The organism is Marinobacter sp. MDS2 (assembly GCF_030718085.1).
In the GTDB taxonomy this organism is placed as follows: domain Bacteria; phylum Pseudomonadota; class Gammaproteobacteria; order Pseudomonadales; family Oleiphilaceae; genus Marinobacter.
In genome coordinates this window covers 1670103-1694951 of sequence record NZ_JAVAJF010000001.1, presented here as the reverse complement: position 1 = coordinate 1694951, position 24849 = coordinate 1670103, and the positions used below count along the sequence as shown (strand labels likewise).

16 protein-coding genes are annotated in these 24849 nt (G+C 57.5%); all 16 read left to right on the top strand.

Annotation, left to right across the window (positions count from 1 at the left end; translation table 11 throughout):
- Positions 1–49 precede the first annotated feature (49 nt).
- The 16 genes from tssF to Q9245_RS07935 all read left to right on the top strand — a co-directional run bounded on the left by tssF (position 50) and on the right by Q9245_RS07935 (position 24759).
- Entirely contained in the window at positions 50–1822 is a 1773-nt protein-coding gene (gene tssF / locus Q9245_RS08010; protein WP_305896638.1) for a type VI secretion system baseplate subunit TssF, read from the top strand.
- A complete protein-coding gene (gene tssG / locus Q9245_RS08005) occupies positions 1786–2802 on the top strand; it encodes a type VI secretion system baseplate subunit TssG (protein ID WP_305896637.1) in 1017 nt (338 codons plus the stop codon). Before tssF ends, tssG begins: the two co-directional genes overlap by 37 nt.
- A 17-nt stretch (positions 2803–2819) precedes the next feature.
- Entirely contained in the window at positions 2820–4142 is a 1323-nt protein-coding gene (tagH, locus tag Q9245_RS08000) for a type VI secretion system-associated FHA domain protein TagH (RefSeq protein WP_305896636.1), read from the top strand.
- The gene (gene tssJ, locus Q9245_RS07995) at positions 4142–4675 is read left to right on the top strand and encodes a type VI secretion system lipoprotein TssJ (protein ID WP_114335286.1); all 534 of its coding nucleotides are present in this window, start codon (positions 4142–4144) and stop codon (positions 4673–4675) included. Before tagH ends, tssJ begins: the two co-directional genes overlap by 1 nt.
- Complete coding sequence (gene tssK, locus Q9245_RS07990; RefSeq protein ID WP_305896635.1) at positions 4675–6009, top strand: type VI secretion system baseplate subunit TssK; 1335 nt, start codon at positions 4675–4677, stop codon at positions 6007–6009. Before tssJ ends, tssK begins: the two co-directional genes overlap by 1 nt.
- A gap of 3 nt (positions 6010–6012) precedes the next feature.
- Positions 6013–6834 (top strand): type IVB secretion system protein IcmH/DotU, encoded by an 822-nt coding sequence (gene icmH / locus Q9245_RS07985; protein WP_305896634.1) that lies wholly within the window; start codon positions 6013–6015, stop codon positions 6832–6834.
- Positions 6800–9472 (top strand): type VI secretion system ATPase TssH, encoded by a 2673-nt coding sequence (gene tssH, locus Q9245_RS07980; protein ID WP_371824795.1) that lies wholly within the window; start codon positions 6800–6802, stop codon positions 9470–9472. Before icmH ends, tssH begins: the two co-directional genes overlap by 35 nt.
- 177 nt (positions 9473–9649) lie before the next feature.
- Positions 9650–11215, top strand: coding sequence for a sigma-54-dependent Fis family transcriptional regulator (locus tag Q9245_RS07975; RefSeq protein WP_305897194.1), 1566 nt, complete (start codon positions 9650–9652; stop codon positions 11213–11215).
- Entirely contained in the window at positions 11212–11853 is a 642-nt protein-coding gene (vasI, locus tag Q9245_RS07970; RefSeq protein WP_305896632.1) for a type VI secretion system-associated protein VasI, read from the top strand. The genes Q9245_RS07975 and vasI overlap by 4 nt, the downstream gene beginning before the upstream one ends.
- A 10-nt stretch (positions 11854–11863) precedes the next feature.
- Complete coding sequence (gene tssA / locus Q9245_RS07965; RefSeq protein ID WP_305896631.1) at positions 11864–13303, top strand: type VI secretion system protein TssA; 1440 nt, start codon at positions 11864–11866, stop codon at positions 13301–13303.
- A 24-nt stretch (positions 13304–13327) separates the two neighbouring features.
- Positions 13328–16921, top strand: coding sequence for a type VI secretion system membrane subunit TssM (gene tssM / locus Q9245_RS07960; RefSeq protein ID WP_305896630.1), 3594 nt, complete (start codon positions 13328–13330; stop codon positions 16919–16921).
- 102 nt (positions 16922–17023) lie between these two features.
- Entirely contained in the window at positions 17024–19108 is a 2085-nt protein-coding gene (locus tag Q9245_RS07955) for a type VI secretion system Vgr family protein (RefSeq protein WP_305896629.1), read from the top strand.
- Positions 19101–20030 carry a DUF4123 domain-containing protein gene (locus tag Q9245_RS07950; RefSeq protein WP_305896628.1) on the top strand — a complete coding sequence of 310 codons (930 nt, stop codon included), beginning with the start codon at positions 19101–19103 and terminating at the stop codon, positions 20028–20030. The genes Q9245_RS07955 and Q9245_RS07950 overlap by 8 nt, the downstream gene beginning before the upstream one ends.
- The gene (locus Q9245_RS07945) at positions 20023–22554 is read left to right on the top strand and encodes a toxin VasX (protein ID WP_305896627.1); all 2532 of its coding nucleotides are present in this window, start codon (positions 20023–20025) and stop codon (positions 22552–22554) included. Before Q9245_RS07950 ends, Q9245_RS07945 begins: the two co-directional genes overlap by 8 nt.
- A gap of 22 nt (positions 22555–22576) precedes the next feature.
- A complete protein-coding gene (locus Q9245_RS07940; protein WP_305896626.1) occupies positions 22577–23443 on the top strand; it encodes a hypothetical protein in 867 nt (288 codons plus the stop codon).
- 2 nt (positions 23444–23445) lie between these two features.
- On the top strand, positions 23446–24759 hold the full coding sequence (locus tag Q9245_RS07935; protein ID WP_305896625.1) for a hypothetical protein: 1314 nt from the start codon (positions 23446–23448) through the stop codon (positions 24757–24759).
- Positions 24760–24849: the final 90 nt, after the last annotated feature.

Sequence of the window (24849 nt, the reverse complement as noted above, 5' to 3'; positions counted from 1 at the left end):
TACCCTCATCTTGGCTCGGAGTGAGACCGAGCAGTCAAGGTGCAGTAACATGAAGTTAAATAGGTTCTACAGGGATGAGTTGAGCTTTTTGCGGTTGCAAGGCAGGGAATTTGCCGACGCACACCCGCAGCTCACCCGATTTCTATCCGAACAAAGCACCGACCCAGACGTAGAGCGCCTTCTGGAAGGCTTTGCCTTCCTGACCGGCAAGCTGCGCGAAAAAGTGGAAGACCAATTCCCGGAGCTGACGCACTCATTGCTCAACATGCTCTGGCCCAACTACCTGCGCCCCGTGCCCAGCTGCACCATCATGCGCTTCGACCCCCAGTTGCACGCGATCAGCGAACGCCAGCGGGTAGAGCGCCATACCGAAATCAAAAGCCGGCCCGTGGGTGAAAGCACCCGCCAAACCCAGTGCCGGTTCCGTACTTGCCGAGCTGTGGATATCTTTCCTGTCAGCGTCGCAGAAGCCCACGCCGAGCACTCTCGTGAAGTCTCTTCAGTGTCGGTCGATCTGGCCCTGCACACCGACCAGCCGTTGAACCAACTGGGCATGGAAAGCCTGCGCTTCTATCTGGGCGGCGACAACCACACCGCGGAAACCCTGTACCTTTGGCTAAATCACTATCTCAGCCGCATGGAATTGGTGGTGGGCGACAGCGTATACAGCCTGCCCACATCGTTGCTCAAGCCGGTGGGCTTTGCTGCCGATGAAGCCATACTGCCGTACCCGAAAAATGCCTACTCCGGCTACCGGATTATTCAGGAGTACCTGAGTTTTCCCGAAGCCTTCCGGTTTATCGATGTCACCGGACTGAAGCAACGCCTGCCCGGAGTTCAGGCAGACGAGATCAGCCTGCGCTTCCACTTCAGCCGCATCTTGCCGCCGGACACCCGAGTCACCCGGGATTCCCTGCAGCTGTACTGCACGCCAGCGGTGAACCTGTTTAGCCACGAAGGCGAACCGGTGGATCTGAACGGTCGTGAAACCGAGTACCGAATTTCGCCGTCCAGCCGCTGCCCCGAGCACTACGAAGTGTTCAGCATTGAACAGGTTGAAGGCTGGCTGGAAGGTCGTTCGGGCCGGGGCGAACCCCGTTTATACACAGCGTTTGAGAGTTTTCAGCACGAAGTGGAGCGGGACCGTGGCCGCACCGCGTTGTATTACCGCGTGCGCACCCGCGAAAGCGTTCGGGGTGATGGCTTTGATCATTACATCTCCTTCGTGCGCGCCGACGAATCCGACTGCCTGAATCGGCAGGAAGCGGTTTCGTTAACGCTCACCTGCACCAACCGGCAACTGCCGCAACAGCTGGCGGTGGGTGAGATATGCATGGCCACAGAAACCACACCGGCCTTCGCTTCGTTCAGCAACATTACCCGGCCCACCGCCACCCTGCGACCCACACTGGATGGCAGCTTGTTATGGACGCTGATTTCCAACCTGTCCCTGAACTACCTGTCGATGCTCGATGTGGATGCCTTGCGCACTGTGCTCCGGGTGTATGACTTTCGGGCGTTGGTAGATCGCCAAGCCGAGCGGGTATCTCAGAAGCGGTTGGCGGGCATCAGCGACATCAGTACGCAACCGGTTGACCGGATGGTGCGTGGTTTGCCGGTGCGGGGTATCCGGTCAGTGCTAAAACTCGACCAACAGAATTTCGCCAGTGAAGGCGATCTGTACCTGTTTGGCACGGTGTTGAGCCAGTTCTTTGCGCTCTACGCCAGCATTAACGCCTTTCACCAGTTGGAAGTGGTGAATACAGAGAATCAGGAACGGTACACATGGACGTTACAGCAAGGTCAGCAGCCGCTGATGTAGCCGGGCTGGAACCCGTTCTGGGCAACGCGCGGCGCTACAGTTTTTTTCAGCTGGTGGACCTGATTCACCGGCATCATGGCGATGATTTGGAAGGCTCTGGCTCCGGCGATCCGGTGCAGGAACGCATTCGGTTTTCGGCCTCTGCCGGCCTGGGGTTTCCGGGCAGTGACGTGGTGTCGGCATTGTCGCCGGAGCACGAGCATGCACCCTACCAAATGGAAGTGAGCTTTCTCGGCTTGCACGGTTCCCAGTCGCCATTACCCGGGTATTACCTGGAAGATCTGGCGTGGGAAGCGGGTCAGAATCTGGGCGTTCGCCGGCATTTTCTGGATTTCTTTAACCACCGGCTGGTGACTCTGTTTCATCGGGCCTGGCGCAAGTACCGCTACTACATACGGTTTCAGCCGGGTGCCAGTGACGGCTTTTCGGAACTGGTGTTCTCCCTAACGGGGCTGGGTGATCGGCGTCTGCGGGAAGCGACACCCGTTAACTGGTCGAAAATGCTGGCCTATGCCGGCTTGATGGCGGGGCGTAGCCGGTCCCCGGAAGTGGTCAGCGGCATAGTGGCTCATTGCTTCGATCTTGAAGATGTCAGCATAGAGCAGTGGGTGTTGAGAAAGGTGGCCATTGCAGAAGATCAGCAGACTCGTTTGGGGCAGGCGAATGCCAGCCTCGGTCAGGACACGTTGATGGGGTCGAGCATCCGGGACCGCGGCGGCAAATTCATACTTCGGTTACGCAACCTGAGCCGACAGCGCTTTGCCGATTTTTTGCCCAACGGTGCGGAGCACGAGCGGTTGGTCAAGCTGGTGGAGTTCGCTACACGGGAACAGCTGGCTTATGACCTTGAGCTGGAAATGCGACCGAAAGACATACGGCCCATGCAGATGGGGGAAGAGCTGCGTTTGGGCTGGAACTCATTCGTGACACCGGAGCGCGCCAGCAAGCGACCGGCGGTGCGCATCCAGATCCGACGTTAAGGCAAGGAGCCAAGAGTGTGACCACGCAAACAGCAGAATTGAACTTGGTGATCACCAACCCCTCGGAAGCGGGGGGCGGCGAAAGTATTGAACACCGTTTCAGCGCAACCGGGGGCTCGATTGGTACTGCGGCTAATGATACCTGGCGTTTATCGCCCCACCGCACTGGTGCCGTGGCGGGGCATGCTGAAGTGCGCTTTCTGGACGGCGGCTTCTGTCTGATCGACCGCAGCGGCCGAACCTACATCAACAGCAGTAGCCAGCCCGTAGGTCGTGGACGCAGAGCGCGCCTGAACCATGGCGACACCGTCAGCATTGGCCGGTACCAAATCCGGGCGGAGCTGCAGGGTGGTTCTTCAGGGCGAAGCGAGTTGAACGAGCCCAGCGCCGAAGATCATCGGTTGGTTAATGTAGATGAAGGCGACTTGCTGCGATCTAGCCAGCACCAAACTTTGCCGGAAGGCCGCGAACCTTTGGTGGGGCTGAAAGGCTCGGCCGACGCGCCTCAAAGTAACGACCCACTGGCCCTTTGGCAGAAGCCAGAGGCATCGGGTGAGCAATTATCACCAGCACTGCTGGCCAGCGAGGAACGCTGGTTTGCCGGTTCCACCGATGTGGATGAGGAATACCGGGAAAACCGGGATGTGGCGATGGGACTGCCGGTGAACCGCACGGCCCGCCATCAGAATGATCAGGAAAAGGAGCGACTGGGAATGTCGGACACCAGAGCACCCACCCGGGATGCCAGCCGTCAGCACATCAGTGGGGCGCCTTTATTGCGAGGGTTGCAGGCGGACATTGAATTTACCGACAGCGAAGACATGCAGCTGTTTCTGGAAGAGGCCGGGCAAACCCTCAAAGCCGTGGTGGATGGCCTGCTTACGCTGCACCAAAGCGAAGATACCCGGCATCAGGCACTGCGTACCCGCTTGCAGCCCCTTGAAGACAACCCGCTGCGACTGGGAAACGATTACCACGGCACCATTCAAACCCTGTTTGCCGCCGAACGAAGCCCGGTTCACCTATCTGCGCCTGCTGCGGTGAGAGAAAGCCTCGACAGCTTGAACCACCACCAGCGGGCCACGCAGGAAGCCATTCGCGAAGCCTTGGACGCGATTCTGCACGCCTTCTCGCCGGAGGCCTTGCTGAGAAGGTTCCACGGATACCGCCGTGGGCTCAAGGACAACGAAGACGAGGGCCGTTGGGCCTGGGACATGTATCAACATTACTACCAAGAACTTAGATCCAGTCGTCAGCAGGGTTTTGAGCGCCTTTTCCAAGAGGTGTTCGACCAGGCTTACGACCAACACTTGCGCCAATTACAGAGGGAGAATGGCTAGTGAAGTACTGCAAATGGAGCTTGCTGACGATGGTTATGTTGCTGGTGGGGTGCAGCACCCCCTACAACGCGGTCACCAAAACCGCCAAAGTGTTGTGGGACCCCGACATCCCTGTGGGCTACCCGGAAGATCAGCCCAGCCGAGTGGATTTGACCATGCTGGCGGAGCCGAGCGTTAACCCGAACCAGTCTTTGGCGCCCACGCCAATTGCCTTTCAGATCATCGAACTTCGTGACAGTTCGCTGTTGATGGCGGGTGATTTCGATCAGCTGCTGAATAACCTTGAAGACTCGTTGGGTCGCAACTACGTGGACCACAGCGACTACACCTTGGTGCCCGGTCAGTTCAAGTTTGTGGAGCCGTTCGAGATCAGCGAAGACACCCGGTTTATCGGTGTGATTGCCTTCTACGCTTACCCTAACTTGTCGCAGTGGAAGAAGGTGGTGAAGGTGGACCCGATCGGTGGCACCTACCATTTGCTGGTTAACCTGCGAGAGCGGGAAGTGAAACTGACCCGTTCGGATGAAAGCTGATGCCTGTTAGCAATCGAGTGGTCTGGAGTGACGGCTTGTTCATCAAGCCCCAGCACTTTCAGCAACAACAACGGTACCTAGAGCATCAGATCAATGAGCGCGCCTTGGCCGTCTCGGACTACCTCTACGGCTTCAGCGATCTGGAACTCAATGCCGAATACCTGAGTTTTGGTCGAGTCGGTTTGGTGCGGGCAAGCGGTTTGTTTCCGGATGGTACAAGATTCAACCTACCGCAAGACGATGTGATGCCCGAGCCGCTGGAAATTACCGATGCGTCGGTGGCCAATCAGGTGGTGTATCTGGCGTTGCCGCTCGGGAGTGATTCTCTTGCGGAAGTGGAGTGGCCCGATGCACCGATTGCCGGGCGATTCCGGGCGTTATCTGTCGAAATTCGCGATTTGCATTCCATTGATGGCGATGCCCACAGCATTGATGTTGGGCGAGTGGCACCGCGGCTGATGCTGGAGCGGGAAGACCGCAGCGCCTACGCAGCTTTGGCCATTGGCCGAATTTTGGAGAAAAGGCCAGACGGCAGCTTGGTGATGGATCCCAACTTCTTGCCCACCATGCTCAGTGTGCGCGCGGCACCGCGGTTACAGCGATTTGTCGGTGAAATGGCCGGTTTGATGCAGGAACGTGCCCGCAACATTGCCGAGCGGGTGGGCGCGCCGGGGCAGGGCGGTGTGGCCGACGTGTCGGACTTCATGCTGCTGCAAATGCTAAACCGGGCGCATCCAAAGTTCATGCACTTAGCGCGTTTGCGCCAGTTGCATCCCGAGCGGTTGTACGAAGCTTTGCTGGAGCTGTGTGGTGAATTGGTGACCTTCACCGATGAAAGCCGCATGCCTCGCGAATATACCCCCTACGATCACGACCTGCCGGAAGGCTGTTTCAGCCCGCTGATGCAGGTGCTGCGACAAGCCCTGAGCACCGTGCTGGAGCCGCGAGCCCTGTCTATTGCCCTGCAGCAGCGTCAGTACGGGCTGACGGTGGCACCGGTTCAGGACGGTCAGTTGATCAAGGATGCCGAGTTCATTCTGGCGGTAAAAGCCGATATGCCGCTTGACGACCTGCGCAAGCAATTCACCCAGCAGTGCAAAGTGGCGTCGGTGGAAAAAATACGGGATCTCATCAGCTTGCAGCTGCCGGGTATTCCGCTGTCGGCGTTACCCGTGGCACCGCGCCAGTTGCCGTATCACGCCGGCTTTGTGTACTTCCGGTTGGATGACCAGAGCCAGGCCTGGCAAATGCTCGACAACGCCAGCGGCTTTGCTTTCCACGTAGCGGGAAGCTATCCGGGGCTGGAAATGCAGTTCTGGGCAATCAGGAGCTAAATAATGACCAATGCACCGGTAATGGATCGACCAAATACCACCACGGACACGGGTGATAGTGCATTCAGTGAGTTGTTGTTCGCGGACACCGATAACACTGGCCGCCGCACCGAGTTGGGTGATACCCACTTTCAGCTGCGCGGACTGGAAGAAAATCGCCTGATTGATGCCGCCACACCGTTATTGGGGCTGGTTATCCGGGTTCGCCGGTTGGCCGATTTTCACGATGTCGAAAGCCTGTACCAGCAGGTGGTCGATGAAGTGGCGGCTATTGACCGCGAACTGATCGAACAAGGCCACGAACGGCCTATCGTGGTGGCGTACCGCTATGTGCTTTGCGCTTTTATCGATGAAGCCGTATTGGGCACCGACTGGGGGGCGCACAGCGTGTGGTCGCAGCACTCGTTGCTATCACGTTTCCACAACGAAACCTGGGGCGGCGAAAAAGTGTTCGCCATTCTGGCGCGCATGGAGAAAGAGCCGGAACGCTACCGCGACATGCTTGGGTTCATCTATCTGTGCCTGTGTCTGGGCTTTGAAGGTCGCTACAAGGTCATGGAAAGCGGCCGTGATGAGTACCAGCAAATCGTTCGTGGCTTGTACGAACAGCTGCGTGATCTGCGCGGAGATCGTGACCCGGGGCCGCTGGCCGATGCCTCGGAAAACGTGGTGCCGGCACGCAACCGTTTACGGACAGGCATGCCGGTTTGGCTTATCACCGGCGCGTTTGCAGCGGCCATGGTTGGGATTTATCACTTGTATAACGTAGCGCTGAACGAACGCATCAGGGATGTGCTCAGCGTACTGGAACAACTACCGAAATAAGGACATCACTGTGATTCGGGTAGAACTACCGGCGCTGATCGGGCGCCTAAATGAGATTTCCCGTCAGGCCCTGGAAGGGTCTGCCGCGCTGTGCATCAGCCGACAAGGGGCGGAAATTACGCCGGCACATCTGTTGTTCAAACTGCTGGAAACCCCGTTTTCCGATGTGCGTCAGATTCTGGAACAAACCGACATCAACCATCAGCAACTGCAGCCGCTGGTAGGCGACAGCCTGAACGGCGAGCCACAAAGCGCCGAGCCATACCCATCCTTTTCACCCTTGTTGGTAGAAATGATGCAGGACGCCTGGCTGCTGGCCTCAACCGAACTCGGCCACAGCGAATTGCGATCTGGTGCCTTGTTTTTGGCGTTGTTGATGAACGCCGACCGCTACCTGATGCCGCGAGTTGCTCAAGCGTTGGTGGACATTAACCGTGAACAACTGCGAAAGCAGTTCGACCGATTGACCGAAGGCTCAGTGGAACGCCCGCAGCTGGCGGAGAATGGTACGGCCAAACCAGCCGCCGAAGCCGGCATGGACCCGCTCACGCGCTACGCCACCGACTTCACCAAATTGGCTCGGGACGAAAAACTCGACCCCGTGGTGTGCCGGGATGCCGAAATCGACCAGATGATCGACATCCTATGCCGTCGCCGTAAGAACAACCCGATTGTGGTGGGCGATGCCGGTGTGGGTAAAAGTGCGGTGGTAGAAGGGCTGGCCCTGCGGATTGTGAGTGGCGATGTGCCGGACCGCCTGAAAAACGTTGAACTCTGGACCCTGGACATGGGCGCGCTGCAAGCCGGTGCCTCGGTGAAAGGCGAGTTCGAAAAGCGCCTGAAAGGCGTCATCGAAGCGGTCAAAGGCTCTGCTACCCCGATCATCCTGTTCATCGACGAAGCGCACACCTTGATTGGCGCAGGCAACAGCGAGGGTGGTTCAGATGCCGCCAACCTGCTGAAACCCGCACTGGCCCGAGGTGAACTGCGCACCATCGCCGCCACTACCTGGCGCGAGTACAAAAAATACTTCGAAAAAGACCCGGCCCTGAGCCGTCGATTCCAGCCCGTGGCGTTGGATGAGCCCACGCCGGGCGAGGCTGTTCACATTCTACGTGGCCTGCTCACCGTCTACGAAAAAGCACACAAAGTCTTGGTAGCCGACAGTGCCCTGAAAGCCTCCTCCGAAATGTCTGCCCGTTATCTGGCCGGCCGCCAACTGCCGGATAAAGCCATCGACGTATTGGATACCGCCTGCGCTCGGGTCAGCCTGAACCTTAGCACCCCGCCACGCCGATTGAGCCACGTGCGCAGCGAACTGCACCAAATGGCCATGGAACAAGACTTGCTGACCCGGGAACACACGCTTGGCCAAGCGGTTGATAACGAACGAGAGCAGGCGCTGGAACAGCGCATTGCTGAGCTCAAGACCGAGTCCGAGGCTTTGGAGCAAAGCTGGAACGACCAGCGAGAGCTGGTGGCCCGTTTGGTCGAAATCCGCGAACAACTGCTCACCGGAGAAGTGTCGGAAGCTCTGGAAGCAACGACCGATGCCGACAACGAAGAGCGCCCGGATCTGAAAAGCGAAGCCGCAGCCATTGAACAGGAACTGGCGGAGCTTCAGGCCGACGAACCGCTGGTTCACGCACGAGTCGATGCTCGCCAAGTGGCCGAAGTCATCGCCGACTGGACCGGCATTCCGGTCAATCGCATGACCACTGACGAGCTGGAAAAAATCACCCACTTGCCGGAATACCTGCAGGCCCACATCAAAGGCCAGGACACCGCTATCGATTGCCTGCACCAGCACCTGCTCACCGCCCGCGCCGACCTGCGCCGGCCCGGCCGCCCCATGGGCGCCTTCCTGCTGGTTGGCCCAAGTGGCGTGGGGAAAACCGAAACCGTGGTACAACTGGCCGAACTGCTCTACGGCGGCCGCCAGTTCCTAACCACCATCAACATGTCTGAGTACCAAGAGAAACACACCGTTTCCCGCCTGATTGGCTCACCCCCGGGGTACGTTGGCTTTGGCGAAGGCGGCATCCTCACCGAAGCCATCCGTCAGAAACCCTACTCTGTGGTGTTGCTGGACGAGGTCGAAAAAGCCCACCCGGAAGTCCTCAACCTGTTCTATCAGGCTTTTGACAAAGGCGAACTGGCAGACGGCGAAGGCCGGTTGATCGATTGCAAAAACGTAGTCTTCTTCCTGACCTCCAACCTTGGCTACCAAACCATCGTTAACCACGCTGAAGAGCCGGAAAAGATCGAAGAGGCGCTTTACCCGGAACTGGCCAACTTCTTCAAACCGGCCTTGCTGGCGCGCATGGAAGTGGTGCCCTACCTGCCGTTGGGCGAAGACACCCTCAACCGCATCGTGGGCGATAAACTCCAGCGCCTTGCTGACCAAATCACGGCCCGCTACCACACCGAAGTGGCGCTGGAAGACGGCCTGGTAGAAGCCATCCGCAGCCGCGCCACTCGAAGCGAAAACGGTGCACGGATGCTGGAATCGATCATCGAAGGTGAATTGCTGCCACCGGTATCCTTGGCGCTGCTGGAAAAACTGGCGGCACGAGAACCGGTGACCAAGGTCACGCTGGGCGTGAGCGACGGAAAGTTCACCGGAGTCGTTGCCTGACGGCCCATAGAAACGGAGCGTAGCCTGCGGGGTGGCTTTCCAAAACCCTGCGGAGCCATGGATGGCGGAGCGGAGCGTACAAGGATGTATTCACAGCGTGTTTTGGAAAGCCACCCCGCAGGATGCGCGGGCGACAATCTCCTAAGTCATTGTTCTGGGGTAGAAAGCATGGGACGGATGCAGATGGAACTGCACACCGGCATAGAACTGGCGGTAGCACTGATCAAGCAGGACACACTCCCTGCCTTGCTTGACACAGCCACCCGCCAACTCGAAAACGCCTTTGGCCTCAGCAAATGCTGGGCCCTCGAACTCGACCTCAGTGGCCGAACGCTCCACTGTGGCCAGTTAGGTGATGCCGGCGAATTCGACTGTGGCGACTTCAGCCACCCCTTCGCCCACGTACTGCAAACCGGAAAGCCGCGCGAACTCACCCGCGCAGCCAGCTACCGGCTCGACCACACCGGCTTCCAAACCCTGTTCGAACACAGCGACCGCCCCAGAAGCCTCTGGCTCGAACCACTCACCGGCGCAGATGGCCGCACCCTTGGCATACTCGCCCTCTGCGGCGACCACGAGGACTGGCAAAGCATTGTTGGCCAATCCCTGTACACCGGCCTGAAACAGCTGTTGGTGCATCAATGGATCAGCCAACTGCAAACCCGCGACCAGGTCTGGCAGCGGCGTATGCTCAAACGCTCCTTGGATCACCTGCACGACGCCGAAAGCGTGCGCCAGCGCTGCCAGCAACTGTCCCACAGTTTGGTGGGCAACTCCGAAGCCATGACCAACCTCCGGGCACAAGTCGTGCGCGCGGCCAGCAGCCAGCTTTCGGTTCTGATCCAAGGCGAAACCGGTTGTGGTAAAGACGTGGTCGCCCGAGGCATTCACGAGCTATCCGAACGCGCAACGGGCCCAATGGTCGTGGTGAACTGCGCAGCCATCCCCGACACCTTGCTGGAAAGCGAACTGTTCGGCCATACCAAAGGCGCCTTCTCCGGTGCCGATCAAGCCAAAGAAGGGCTACTGGCTCAAGCCAACGGCGGCACCCTGTTCCTCGATGAAATTGGCGACATGCCCATGGCCCTGCAGTCCAAATTGTTGCGGGTTCTGGAAAGCCGACAGTTCCGCCCTCTAGGCGCTCGGGAAGAGCGGTTTTCCGACTTCCGTCTGGTGGCTGCAACCCACCAACCGCTGCAGCAAGGCATTGATGACGGCCTGTTTCGCCGGGACCTGTTCTATCGCCTCAGCCAGTTCCCGCTGCGGGTGATTCCCCTGCGCGAACGTACCGACGATCTCGAAGCGCTAAGCCGGCATTTCATCCGACTCTACGTTGAACGCGAAGGCAGTGGGCCACTGGGTATCAGCAGCCACGCGTTGAAGCGATTGGCGGGTTATGACTTCCCCGGAAACGTGCGGGAATTACGCAACATCATTGAACTGGCCTGCCTGCAAACGGATGCCAACGGCGACATCCAGCCTGAGGCATTGCGATTGGATGACCTGTTGATGGACGCGGGACAAGCTGTCCCTGCCGCAGCGGAAGCACCGCTTATTCCAGGTATTCCCGTGGCCGAGGAAATTCGGGATCTGAAAGCCGCCGCACAGGCATTCGAGGCGGCCATCATTCGCGAACGCCTGCAACAATACCGCGGCAACCGGGCCCAGGCCGCCGAGAGTTTGGGTTTACCCAAGCGCACACTCGCCCATAAATGTCTGAAGTATCAGGTAACCGACGTATGACCCTGAAAGACCAACCCCGAGCCCGCTTCCTCGGCCTCGCATTAGTGCTGATGAGCAGTGCCGGGCAAGCGGATACCCGCCTGAGTGATGCCCAAGCCTGCACCGAAGAAGCCAATCGGCTGGCCCGCCTGGCGTGCTTTGATGAGGTGTTTGATACCCCACTGGCTCGATACGAAGCCGGCGCCAGCGACGCGGTTATTAACCAGCCCGAACGTTGGCGCCAGGCCTTTTCGCAAGCGGGTCAAAACGATGCCAGTGGTCCGATCTACCGCAATACCGGCTCGGCCGCCGGGCACATGGTCACGGTAGCCGCTTTGGGGGCTCAGCCTCCGCGGCCAGTACTGACACTGCAGTGCCACAACAACATCACGGAACTGACGGTGATGCTGCCCAAACCGATCAGCCGGGAGCGTGTAGACGTGGCGCTGGCATCGGCACCCAGCCAGTGGCGGGTGCGGGATGAAGGCCTAGTGGTAAGTGCTGGCCGCGGCCTGCCGGCAATACGTTCGGTGCTTGAAATCGTGCACCAGCCAGATGTTCGTATTCAGGCAGACGTACCGGAGTTGGATGGCTTGTTGTTTGACCTGACCGGTTACCGCGACGCCATTCGCCCTCTGCGACAAGCCTGTGGCTGGTGAGGAGAGTGCTATGCAAGTGATTGAACAGCACCCATACGTTGATCAGGTTCTCGCCGCCATTCCAGGGGACTCCGGGGTGGGTGACAACCTTGCCGACGATTCCGTGCTGGAGTTTCTGGAAGACGAAGTGATGAAGGTGGGCTCGCTGGCTCACAACGACATCAATTGGCAAAAAGTGCAGAGCGAATCTCTGCAATTGCTGGCAGACCGCAGCAAAGACCTGAAAGTGCTTGGCTTTTTCATGCTGAGCTTGCAGCAGGGCAAGGATGGCGAGCACTTCGCCTTGTCCTTGTATCTGTTGCATCGGGTGTTGGATGACTGGTGGGAAAGCGCGTGGCCTTACCCGGGAGCCAAGGGGCAGCGGGCCCGAAAAATGCTGTTCACCCAGATTGTGCAGCGAACGATTAAAAGTGTGGACGGCCTGGGATTCGATGCCAGTGTGGGTGATGGACGGCAGTTTTGTCTGGACCTGATTGCCAAGCTGGATGAGCAGGCGCGGAACCGGGATTTACCAGATGACCCGCTGTTCGAATTGAAACGGGCTGTGGATAAGTTGCCAAAGCCGGATCAAAGCAGTAGCCAGCAACTGGCTTCAACGGTTGCGACGGTAAGTCCCGCACAAACGCAATCTGCTCAATCGCCGGCACAGTCAACTGCGGCTCCGGCGGCCTTGGGCAATCTTACTCTGGACCCGGGCAACGAACGAGCAACCCGCCAAAGCTTGCTGAAAGTGGCGGAGCTGTTGACCAGCACCGAGCCGGAGAACCCCTTGGGCTATCAACTGCGCCGCTATGCCATTTGGCAAAGCATCACCAGCCTGCCGCCGACACGGGATGGTATTCGTACCGATTTGGCCGCCGTCAGTGCAGACCGGGTTGCGGACTACAAAGAGGCGCTGGAAAAAACGCCCGACAATGATTTGTGGCAGCGCATCGAACAGAGCTTGTCTGTAAGCCCGTTCTGGCTCGATGGCCATTGGCTGAGCGCCCGCGCCGCCCAAGCTTTAGGCCATAACCACTGCGCAGAAGCAATTCGAGACGCGTTGAAACAGTTCGTAGAGCAGTTACCGAAAATCGCGGAGCTGACCTTCAACGACCATACACCGTTTCTCAGTGAACAAGCGGCCGAGTGGATGCATACCGTCCCGGCTTCGGCCAAAGCCGGTGGAGGCCGTTCAAACCCTTGGGAGCAGGCTCTGGAAACCGCACTGGAGTTGGTGCAGCAGAATCAGCTGTCGTCTGCTCTGGAACTACTGGAGCAAGGTTTGGCCGACGCCCGTGAGCCCAGAGAGAAATTCTACTGGCGCCTGACGACGGCAAAACTGATGAAAGAAAGCGGCCTGAAAGCCATGGCTGCACAACAAATTCAGGACCTGCAAGGGCAGGTTCAAGGGTTGGTTCTTGAAGACTGGGAACCGGCTTTGATCAAACAAATGGAACGGCTGGCGTAACCGCCACACGCATCAAACGCAGGAATGGAAACCATGTGGAGAAAAGCATTACTCATTGGTCGATGGCTGCTGCCATACCTTCGTAACGCGGCCCCGGTCACGCTGACCTTGGGCGTGATCGCGTTATTGGTTGCGACTTGGTGGTTAGGGCCAAGGCTGGAAATCGACGGCGAGTACCCGTTGGTGGCCTGGCAGATGCGGGCGCTGGTGACTCTCGGCGTTGTTCTGCTGGTGGTCATATTCTGGGGCATGGCGCTGGCTCGCCGGTTGAGCAAAGTCAATAAGGCCAAAGCGGCCGAGCAACAAGAGCAAGAAGACCCGATTCTACCCATGGAGCGCCGGCAACAACGGTTGCTGGATCGTCAGCTTCAGACGCTGAAGAGCAATCTACCCGGCCGAAAAGGTTTGTATCGCCTGCCATGGTATTTGGTGATGGGGCTTGAAGACGCCGGTAAAACAAGTCTGATCCAGCGCTCGGGGCAAACCTACACCTTGACTAACGTCACCCGCAATAACCGGGGTGATCGCAACCCCTTCGGTTTCGATTGGTGGATTGGTGATAACGGCGTTCTGATTGATCCAGACGGTGAATTGCTAAGCCAGAATCAGGGTGAAGGGGCTTCGGGTGAAATCCAGAACCGTTTGTGGAACCACTTCATCGGCTGGCTGGAAAACAGCCGCCCGCAAAGACCACTGAACGGCCTGATCCTTGCCGTAGACTTGGCGCGATTGAGCACGGCCAATGAGCAACAGCGGGAAGCCCACGCCATTTTATTGCGCACCCGGATAAGGGAGCTCATGGAGCAGTTGGGCTCGCGGCTAACGGTGTACGTCACCTTCACCAAAATGGACTTGATTTACGGCTTTGCCCCGTTTGTTAGAGCCATGTCGAAGGCCGAAAAAGACCAGGCGCTCGGCTTCACCTTCCAGCTGGATAACCAGCAAGATCACGACGAATGGCTCGAGCAGTTCGCGGAACGTTACAGCGAATTAGTGGACGAGCTAAGTCAGCGTTTGCCAGACGTGCTCGCCGATACCCGTGATGCCGAAGAACGGGCGGCAGCGTATTCCTTCACACGCCAGCTGGCGGGCCTCAAGCCAGCGATAGAACAGTTCCTCAACGACTTGCTGTCCGCCGACGCGTTCTCGACACCGGCTTTGGTGCGGGGCACTTATTTCACCTCCGTTCTACAGGAGGGGGTGCCTGAAGATGCCTTCGTGGCAGCCGCCGCCCGTAATTACCAGATGAGCGGTCCGATCCAGCCGGCGCAGCGGAATGCCCAGTCGGTCAGTTTGTTCACCAAAAACCTGTTCCCGGGCGTGATCTATCGCGAGGCCGGCTTGGCGGGTGACAACCGGAAAGTGATCAAAAAGCGCCACCGGAAAGTCGCGATGGCTTCCATCATCGCTCTGTGTGCCGGCGCAGCTATGACTGCCGGTTGGCAGCACTATTTCATCAAGAATGCCGAAGCTGCGGCGCAGGTGGAAAACCGGGTTAACGCCTTCCTAAACGATTGGCAGCCGGTTGGCTACGAGCCGGACACAACCGGCCGCAACCTGCTACAGCCACTGGATGAGTTACGAGAAGCCACCCTGGCGTTCGGCGACTACCGTAAAGAGTGGCCGCTGGTAACCGACATGGGCCTGTATCAAGGCCATAAAGTTGGGCCGGAAGTGGATGCTGCCTATCTGGATATGCTGGCCTATCAATACCTTCCAGCGCTGATGTTCGGTGTCATGGAAGAAATGGGGCAAGCGCCGGATAACAGCACCGAGCGGTTGGAGCATTTGCGGGTTCTGCGCATGATGTATGACGAAAGCGGCCGCCGTGGCGACATCGTATCGGAATACATGCGCGAGTATTGGCAAGCGCGCTTCCCCGGCCAGCGGGACGTACAGAACCGGCTGCACAGCCATCTGCAGTACGCGATGGCGCACACCAATCTTGCGGGTATGGCCGCCGAAGGTGATCAAGCTGCGACTATGGCACTGGCGCCTTTCCGGAGCAGTGTGCAGTGGGCGCAGCACGAGTTGGGGCGGATCAGCACCCCGGACAGGGTGTACCGTGATCTGAAAGTCGAAGCCGGTCGGGATTTCCAGTCACCGCTGGAGCTGGCGCGTAGTTCTGGCCCGGCCTTCGCTACCGTGTTCACTCGCGTGGATGCCTACGGCGAGCCTCAGGGCGATACCCTGCCTGCAGAGGATGACCCGCTCTCCATTGCGGCACTGTTGACCCGGGACGGTCTGGAAAAATGGTTCCTGCGTCAATCAAGCTCGGTGACGGAACTGGCCTTGGTGGATGCCTGGGTATTAGGGCGCCGGAACGACGTGGATTTCAGCAAAGCCGACGAAGCGGAATTGCTATCGAGCTTGCAGACTCTGTACGCCGAAAACTACGCCAACGTGTGGCGCACCGCGCTCAGCCGAATCGACGTGCACCGTTTTGAAGACTTGAATCACGGCGTGCGTATCCTTGAAAGCTTAACGAGCGGCCACCAGCCTTTGGCGCGTCTGCTGGGCCAGGTGCAGGCCAACACCAAACTGATTCCTGCCGGTGAAGGCGAAGCCGAAGTGGCTCGAAAACTGCTGCAGGAGTCGCCGCATTACCGAATGCTGCAGGACATCGAGCGCCAGTTCGACGACCTGAACCGGCTGACTCGCAAAAACAGCGATCAGCCCAGTGGTTTGGAAGAAGTCATGGTGGTGGTAGCCGAGTTACACGAATACATGCGCAGCATTCAGGAATCACCGGATTCCGGCAAAGCCGCATTGAGCGCTGCCCGCGCTCGCATGGCTCTGCAGGGCTCCGACCCCATCTTTACGCTCCAGCGTATGGCTAGTCATCAGCCCGAGCCGCTGAACCGCCTGTTAAGCCGACTGGCTACCGAAAGCTGGCGAGTGGTGCTTGATCGTGCCGTGGCCCAGCTTGAGCGGGAGTGGTACCGGGAAGTGTACCAGCCGTTCCAGCAAACGCTTGCCCGGCATTACCCGTTTGCGACAGACGCAAGCCGAGATGCCGCGTTGCAGGATTTCGAGCGCTTCTTCGCTCCCGACGGCATTCTGGAGTCTTTCTACAACAATAACCTGAAGCTGTTTTTGGAAGACCACCCCGAACAGGTCGGCGATGCCCGCCGCGCGAGCTTGGTGCGCCGCGATGTGCGCGCCGCCTTGGAACGGGCCCGCCAGATACGCCAGGCGTTCTTCACCCGCAGTGGCACGCTGGATGTTGAATTCGCGCTAGAACCGCTCAATCTGACCAACAACAAACGCCGCGCCGTGGTGAATATCGACGGGCAACTGGTGGAGTTCTCCCATGGGCCTCGCCAAAGCATCCCGCTGGTTTGGCCGAACACCCTGCGTGACAGCGTTGAGAGCCGCATTACCCTGGTGCCGATACAGGTGAACCGCTCACCGCGCAGCATTTCCGAGCGTGGCCCGTGGGCGCTCTTCCGGCTGTTGAACAAAGCAGAAATCACCGGAGTCAGCAGTAATGCGGTGGATGTGATGTTCAAAGTGGACGATGGCGAGATGCGTTACCGCCTGCATGCGGCCAGTAATACCAACCCGTTCACACAGCAGATGCTTGCAGGGTACCGAATACCCCGCAGCTTGTATTAGACTGTGTGCCGTCGCCCGGGCATGAATGCTCGGGTTGGCGGGAGCTGGCACCCGGATGGCGCTGGCTGAAAAGGAAATGTTCATTCTTCAGGGACTGAAGTTATGCCCCAGGCAAGCGGATTGCAGTTCACCGCCCGTATTGGCGAATTCCCCTCAGACTACTTCGTGGTTGCCAGCTTTGTGCTCACCGAAGGTCTATCCACGCTCTCCCATGGCCGCTTGAAACTGGCCAGCACCGACCCGGACGTGCAAGCAGCGGATGTATTGGAGCAGCCGGTGGATCTGGTGGTGTGGCAAGACGGCCAGCCTCTGCGCCGATTCACCGGCGTGGTGAACGAATTCGTTCGAGGCAACACCGGCCACCGCCGCACCCACTACGAAGTGGTGATTCAGCCTCCCGTGTGGCGCTTGGGCCTAATGCACAACAGCCGGATTTTCCAAGCTAAGACCACCGATGCCATCGTGCGCACGCTGCTGGAAGAGCGGGGTATTGTGGATACGGTATTTGATTTAAAGCGTTCCCCCGAAGAGCGGGAATACTGCGTCCAGCACCGCGAAAACGACCTGAAATTCTTGGAGCGACTCGCTGCCGAAGAAGGCTGGCACTACCGCTACCAGCACGGCAGCGTGGACGGTGAAGAGCAACCGGCGCTGGTCATCGCCGATCATCACGGTGATGCGCCCAAACTAGACCCTGTAGAATGCAACACCAAAGCCGGCGGCAGCACCCAGCAGGCATGTGTATTTAGCTTCGCCTACGAAGAAAGGGTGCGGGCGTCATCGGTGGCGATGAAAGACTACACCTTCAAGAACCCTGCCTACGCTCTGATGCACGAACAGAGCGCCGGCGGTGTGAACCACCGGGAAGACTACCAGCACTACGACTACCCCGGCCGCTACAAAGCTGACGCCAGCGGTCAGCCGTTTACTGAGACCCGATTAGACGCACTCAGAAACGATGCCTCCGTCGCCAACGGCAAAAGCAACCGCCCGTATTTTGCCGCCGGCGCCAAAGTGGAACTGCAGGACCACGACAGCCAGACCCTGAACCGGGAATGGCTGATCACCGCCATCACCCACACCGGCAAACAACCGCAAGCGCTGGAAGAAGAGGGTGGTAGCGAACCCACCAGTTACCACAACGAATTCACCGCCATTCCCGCCGATAAAACCTGGCGCGCCCTCTGTGAACACAAACCCATGATGGACGGCCCTCAAATAGCTATCGTGACCGGCCCGGAAGGCGAAGAGATTCACTGCGACCAATACGGCCGAGTGAAAATAAGATTCCCGTGGGACCGCTATTCAGAGAATGACGAACACAGCAGCGCGTGGCTGCGCGTATCTCAAGGCTGGGCCGGTGGCCAGTATGGCTTCATGGCCTTGCCCAGAATCGGCCACGAGGTCATCGTCAGCTTCCTGGACGGCGACCCGGACCAGCCCATCATCACCGGAAGAACCTACCACGCCACCAACACACCGCCGTACGCGCTGCCGGAACACAAAACCCGGACCACCCTGAAGACCAAAACCCACAAGGGTGAAGGCAGCAACGAACTGCGCTTTGAAGACGAAGCTGGCGAAGAGCAGATCTACATTCATGCCCAGAAAGACCTGGACCTGCTGACGGAAAACAACCGCACCGAAGTCATCAAGAACGACAGCCACCTGACGGTGGAAAACAACCGCTTCAGCCACACCCAAGGCAACAGCCATAACACGGTGGACGGCGAGAAGCGCGAACAAACCGGCAAAGACCACAGCTTCAACGTCACCGGCACCCTGCACCTCAAAGCCGGCACCGCCTGGATCAGTGACTCGGGCACCGAGCTGCATATCAAAGCCGGTCAGAAAGCGGTGATCGAAGCAGGAGCCGAAATCACCCTGAAAGCCGGCGGCAGCTTCGTAAAGATCGATCCCAGTGGCGTGGCCATGGGGGGCGCGAGTATCAAGATGAATGCCGGTGGGGCTGCAGGTAAAGGCAGTGGGCAGAAGGTGCAGGTGCCGGAGATGCCGGGGTTGGTGGATGCTGCTGGCGGGGTTGTGGCGCCGGCGGTGTTGGCGGAGGTTGGGCAGCGACCTAATGCACAACCAGATGCACAGATTCGCGCGCTAAAAGAAGGCAAAGCACTGACGGCTATTTGTCAGGCAGAGGGGAACACATCGGGAGATCAGTCCGATGTTTGATGTTTTCGAAAGACCTTCCAAAAACACCACACAGGTTCAGGACATTCATTGCAACTACGTCCTGATTGATGGCAGCAAACGCGAAGAGGCGGAGCGCTGGCTGTACGAGCTTGTCGATAGTCCGGACTATCGTAATCTGTATGATGGCACCGAGTGGGCACCGATTCGCTCCATTTCGCCGCTCCTAGTGCGCACCAGCCAGAGTCACCCGCTATTGGAACGACTGTCTCTGGAAGGCAGGATGAAGGAGTGGGGCTACGCTATCGACAGCGATGAGCCCATGGACGCGTTAGCTGATCATTTACGCCGGTTTATCACGGTACGTCACCCTGTGGGATACAGCGTCATGCTGCGATTTGCAGACCCCACGGTTGCAAGAGTCCTGTTGGCTTCGTCCGGTGATGGCGGGGTGTCAGAATATTGGGCTCCGTTAACTGCGGTCAAACTCCCTGATGCCTTATGGGACGATTGGCACCTTCAGGTACGCCCGGACTGGTTGTCGGAGGTTGGCGTTGGACGGAGCGCGGAGAGTAGTGCTCCATTTCGGCTGGGCGAACTCACCCTCAGCGGTTTAACGGACACGGATCGACGCGCAACACTGGTCAAATTGATGCAACACCTTGAGACCTATTTTCCGAGTAGAGTTGCATCAAAAGCACGGCAGGGTGTAGTTGAGGATCTTCGGGCCATCATGGAGCAGGCCTTAGCTAACGGCTATGAATCACAACAAGCTTTGCTCCACTGGTCTACCGTATACGGATATATGGGAGAGCTCTCGTTATGGGAAACGGCGGCCTCTAGTATTCATGACCTTTTTCATCGGTGGCCAGGGACGGCCGCGGAAGCTCAGGCTAGAGAAGCGGCGATGATCGCCATGTCCTCGGCTGAAACCCAAGAGCAAGGAGAGCCTATTCATGGGTAAGCAACTTACGAACCCCATAGTCGCAGCCGACCGTGCAAGCCTCGCAAGCACTACCGCTCAAGGCGCCTGCCCTTTGACGCGGGCTGATATTCAGTTGATCCCCGTTCGATACGCCTATGCCGATAAGCCAGTGGAGCATTCCGCTTTAGCTTCTCGGTTCGATCTGGAATTCCAGCCTATTGGCGTTCGCCAGATACGAGATGGTTACTTCTACTTGTTTCATTCCGATGCCCCGGACATTTTGCACGAGTATGAAGTCAAAGACGGCGGTGCGGTCACCAAGCGTTTATGGCAAGGCGACGAAGCCGCTCAGGATAAACGTACTGGGACCCCGGATACATCAGCCATAGTGGTGCCGCGTCGAGGCCATGTTGATGCCTTGTTCTCGTCCACGCAGCTAACTGCAAAAAAATGCAGCATGCTGATTCGTTGGGAAGATTATCGGCGAGAGGTAATGCAGCGGGTCAGCTTGTCTGGTTATTGCCCCATCAATGGCAAGCGCCATTTGTTGAGTAAAGAGAGTCTGGAATCGCTGCTGGCCCATCCAGACAAACAAACAGAGACCATGGATGGGAAACCCCACTTACCTTCGTGGTATTGGGCGCAAAATGCGCTGGATACAGGCTCGGAACCGTTCGCCCATCGGTTACCTGCTTATGATTTAGATCATGCGTATATCGTCGTTGATGATTTTATGGGTCACATCAGTGAGCTTCTGGATGCCTGGGCAATAGTGGACACCAACCATAACGCATGGCTGGAGGCTGAGGATGCTAAATACTATCCGGCGCGCTTTATCAACGAACTGATTCAACTGGATGACGAGCGCGTAGCTGAGTTGGCCCGGGCGTTTTCAGAGCAGGTTGATGATGAAGAGGCCAAGGCATTATTTGAGAAGGTTACTGAGGGAAGTCGTGACCAACATGCCCGGTTAAAACAGCTGATTCAAGATTTCCCTGAATATCAAAAAAGTGTTCGCAAAGTAGCCGGACCTGCTACATACAGCTATATGCCAGCCGATCAGGACCGGGTCACCGCAATGCGTAATGCGTCTGAAGCATTGGCGGCTGAATTGGATATGTCGAAGCGGGAAGTGTTCTCGATCGTCGAGTCTATCGCGGACTACCAAGAGAGCCTTGTTGATGGCTCAGCCTTCAGTGGCGAACAGGGCATCGCAGACTTGGTGAAACTGGACGATATGAACGCCTATCTGGAGCAAGCTCAGCAGCATTTAGCCTGGTTTGACGACGAAAAGCGCCGGATCGTCGCGGATATTCAGTCGCTATTGGCGACATTTTATCTTCACGGCCATCTTTATGACCGGCAAAGTGAAGCCAGCTACACGGCGTTGCTGGGTATGGACAATGGCTTGGTTACGGTGCTCACTGAATGGGCGCAATCAACGGGTGACTTTTCTTTCCTAAAGGAGTTCTATTTTGAGGAGGTTGGGCATCAGCATTTGATCTCGTTGGATCTGAAGCCCGAGGTAATTCCCGGCACGTTAAAAGACGTCATCGGCGGCCTGAAAGCCATTATGGATGCCAGGCAAGCTCCGGCGGCCTACCAGGAATGGGTTCAACTGGTTGAGCAGAGCCCTTATTTGCAATTTCCCTCTCTTTCAGAGGGCGCAGCCGCACAACTCAGCCACCACCTGGCCCAGCTGAATATTACCGGTCGATTGGCTGTATTCGAGTTGGTTCAAGCGGCGGATGCCGCCGATTTGCATGGCCGCCTAAGGCAAGTGTTTGAGCGCATGGACCCTGGGTTGCGAGCTCACGTTTTCGAGAACCAGAGGCTGTACCAGGTTGATCTGAAGATTGCCGATGCCGACAGCCTGACGAGGCATGAATCCCTCGTGAAGGAAATTGAACGGCTGGCTGAGTTGCGTGAGAAAGTTTTGGCGCAGGAAAACCGTCTTCAGCAACGGAATAGCGAGGCCAGTACCCGAGACCGTCGCCGAAACAAACGAGAGTACGACGACAAGATTCGAGCCCTTCGTGCTCAAAAGAAAGCGCTGACTAATCAGCTCCGTGAGCGAGGTTTTCAACTGGTGGACACGTCTCCGGTTGAGGGGGAGGGCCACAGCGGAGCTCTTCTGATCGGCGGTTTGACCCGGACTGCCTATGGCCGTGCGGTGCAATCTGAAGTTGACGCACTGAAACGCCTCAGAGAAAGGGGTGGACTTAAGGGCATGATGGATTTTGGTCGTGGTTTGGCTCACGGTCAGGATGCGCTGCGAATTAGCGGTCTAGGGCTGGTGTCGTTTATAGGATTGGTTGGGGCTGTTGGGGCTTGGGATGCGTTTAGTAAATGGCAAAAAGATAAAACCCTCGACAACTTCCTGCCTATGTTTGGTGGCGTAACAGGGACAATCGGCGCGGCTGCCAGTGTCCTGACCATCGTCGGCAGCGCCCGCCTGAATTATTACTACCAGACCATCTCCCAGGCGGATGAAGTGCTCACGCGACTATGTATGGGGTGGCACGATTGCCGCTTGGGCGGGGTTCTTTTCGGCGGGTGCTGATTGGTTCAAGCAACTTTCTGTAATGGTTAAGTCTGGGATTAGCGGCGGAACCCGGGCAGGCGCAGGTGTTACCTTTATTGGAGATAGCTTGCTGACATACGGCAGTTGGCAAATGGCGAAAAACGGATCAGCCGGCATCTACCACGTCCTCCGCAAAACTTCCGCCGACATCACCTGGAAATCGGTCAATCGGGGGATGCTGTCGTTGGCCGGCGGTGTGTTCCGGGGATTGAACGCTTACCTGTGGATAGGCACCGCTTTGGTCTGCATAGGCAATTGGGTACAAAACTATTATAAACGCACAGACGTGCAGCGCTGGTGTGAGCAGAGTGCCTGGGGCAATGACGCCAAAGGTTGGGATACGGATCAACAACGCCAAGAACTGGCCAAGGCCATCTACCGGCCAAACCTGTTGGTGAAGGCGGAACAGACTGCTCTGGATGGGCGCACGAGCTACTGCGCATTCCGGATCGAATTACCGGGCCTGAGTTCGCTGGAAGCGGATAACATGGAATGGGCAATCCTGCGGCAGGAAGGCACAGCCTGGGATCCTGACCACAACTACTGGAACCAGGCCATTACTACCAAGAGCACGGGCGCAGCGGGCGTTGCCTTGGAGCTGTCGCTGACCGAAGCTGACCTGGAGACAGCCGATGGATTCTATTTGGCCTTCCGCTACAAGGCAGCCAATTCCCCCAACTGGTTGCCAGAGAAAGACAAAGCGTACCATTACAAGCTGATATTACACGAGCAGGGTAATTTGCCGATGGTCGGCGCTAACGAAACGAAAGAGTGGCAGCCGATAATGCCGCTGGATGCGCCGGACACTCGATTGACCCCGTTGATCATCAATTACCATGCCCTGGTAAACCATCCCATTAAGTCCTGACTATGACCAAAGCTAACGAGAGCCCATCACCAACTCAAACATCACCAGAGCCCGACTGGGAAGTCGGAGCGCGCCGAACCACTAAAGATGGTCGGTTGCTGGCTCTGAGTCCGGAGCCGGCAACGACAGGTGAAAGGGCGGTGGACGTCAATGCCTGGATGCGACGGAAAACCGAGGGCTGGCTGGATTTGCAGCATGGCAACTTGTTGTTTGGGGCCGAATTTGCGTTGATGTTTTTAAGCCTGTTTATCTTAATGATGCTGTTCGCTACGGCTATCACAGTTGATGCCTATCTCCAAGATGGGCAAATAACATGGATTCCGTACAGTGTTGTGGGGGGGATGAACATGTTAATCACGGTCCCTTGGGGGCTTTACATGCATTTTTTGGGTAACAAAGCCGTGAAAGAAACGCCTCCGGTGAGACTGAACCGGCAACGCCGGGAAGTGGCGATGCCGCGCTGGGCAGAGGGCAAAGAATTCAAGTTGCCATTTTGGAACGACAGTGCCGCTGGAATCGCCTACATAACCTATATCGGTACTATAGCTGCTGTATTCATGCCTTTTACGCTGGAAGGGGAGTCGCCAGAATACATCCAATTGTTGGTGACTATATTTGCCACCGCTTTGGTCGTCGAAACTTTTATAATCGGCACTTACCTCTATTTTGCCCTCCGCCTAAAGAAAAAACACGATCCCAAACTCGTCTACGAAATCTACCCCTGGGAAAAACTGGTCGCCTATATCGAGACGAAACAAAACATCGGCCCTAGCCTGATGGCCACACATACGGTCCTCACCTTGGCGATACCAAAACCGGACGACCCGGAATCGGCCCTGGCTGCTGCCAGTATCAACGTCGGCCATGAAACGGCCGGCCTGGCCCAGTGGGAGTGTATTCGCCAGTTTATGGAGAGCGGCCCCGAGGCCTGCCCGGATCCGAAAGAGGACGAAACCCTGGCCCACTACAAAGCCAAATGCCGTCAGGCCCGCAAAGAAATGACCCTATTACCTTGGATGGGCAAGAAAGTGGGCGACTGGTTCTTCCAGCGATATCTCGCTCATATCATCACTGAACGCCGTATCAAGACGTTGGCTCTGAAAAGTTTGCCAGAAGAATTGAAAACCTGGTCCGAGCCTTTACCCAAGGAACAGTGGGCCAAACCGTTTGAGGCACTACAGAGCCTGAATCAACAACTCACCCGTGCTTACGAGCGTGGCCTGAAGTTTACCCAGATGGGGCCAGTGTCTGAATGGCAGGCAGGGCGTGAGAAAAAGCAGCAACAAAAGCGAGGGAAAGGCCGTTTTCGAGCCTGAGTCTCGCTTCCGAATCGAATTGCCCGGACTGAGCTCAGTGGAAGTAGATAACTTGGGTGGGCCATCCTGCGGCAGGAGGGAACGGCCTGG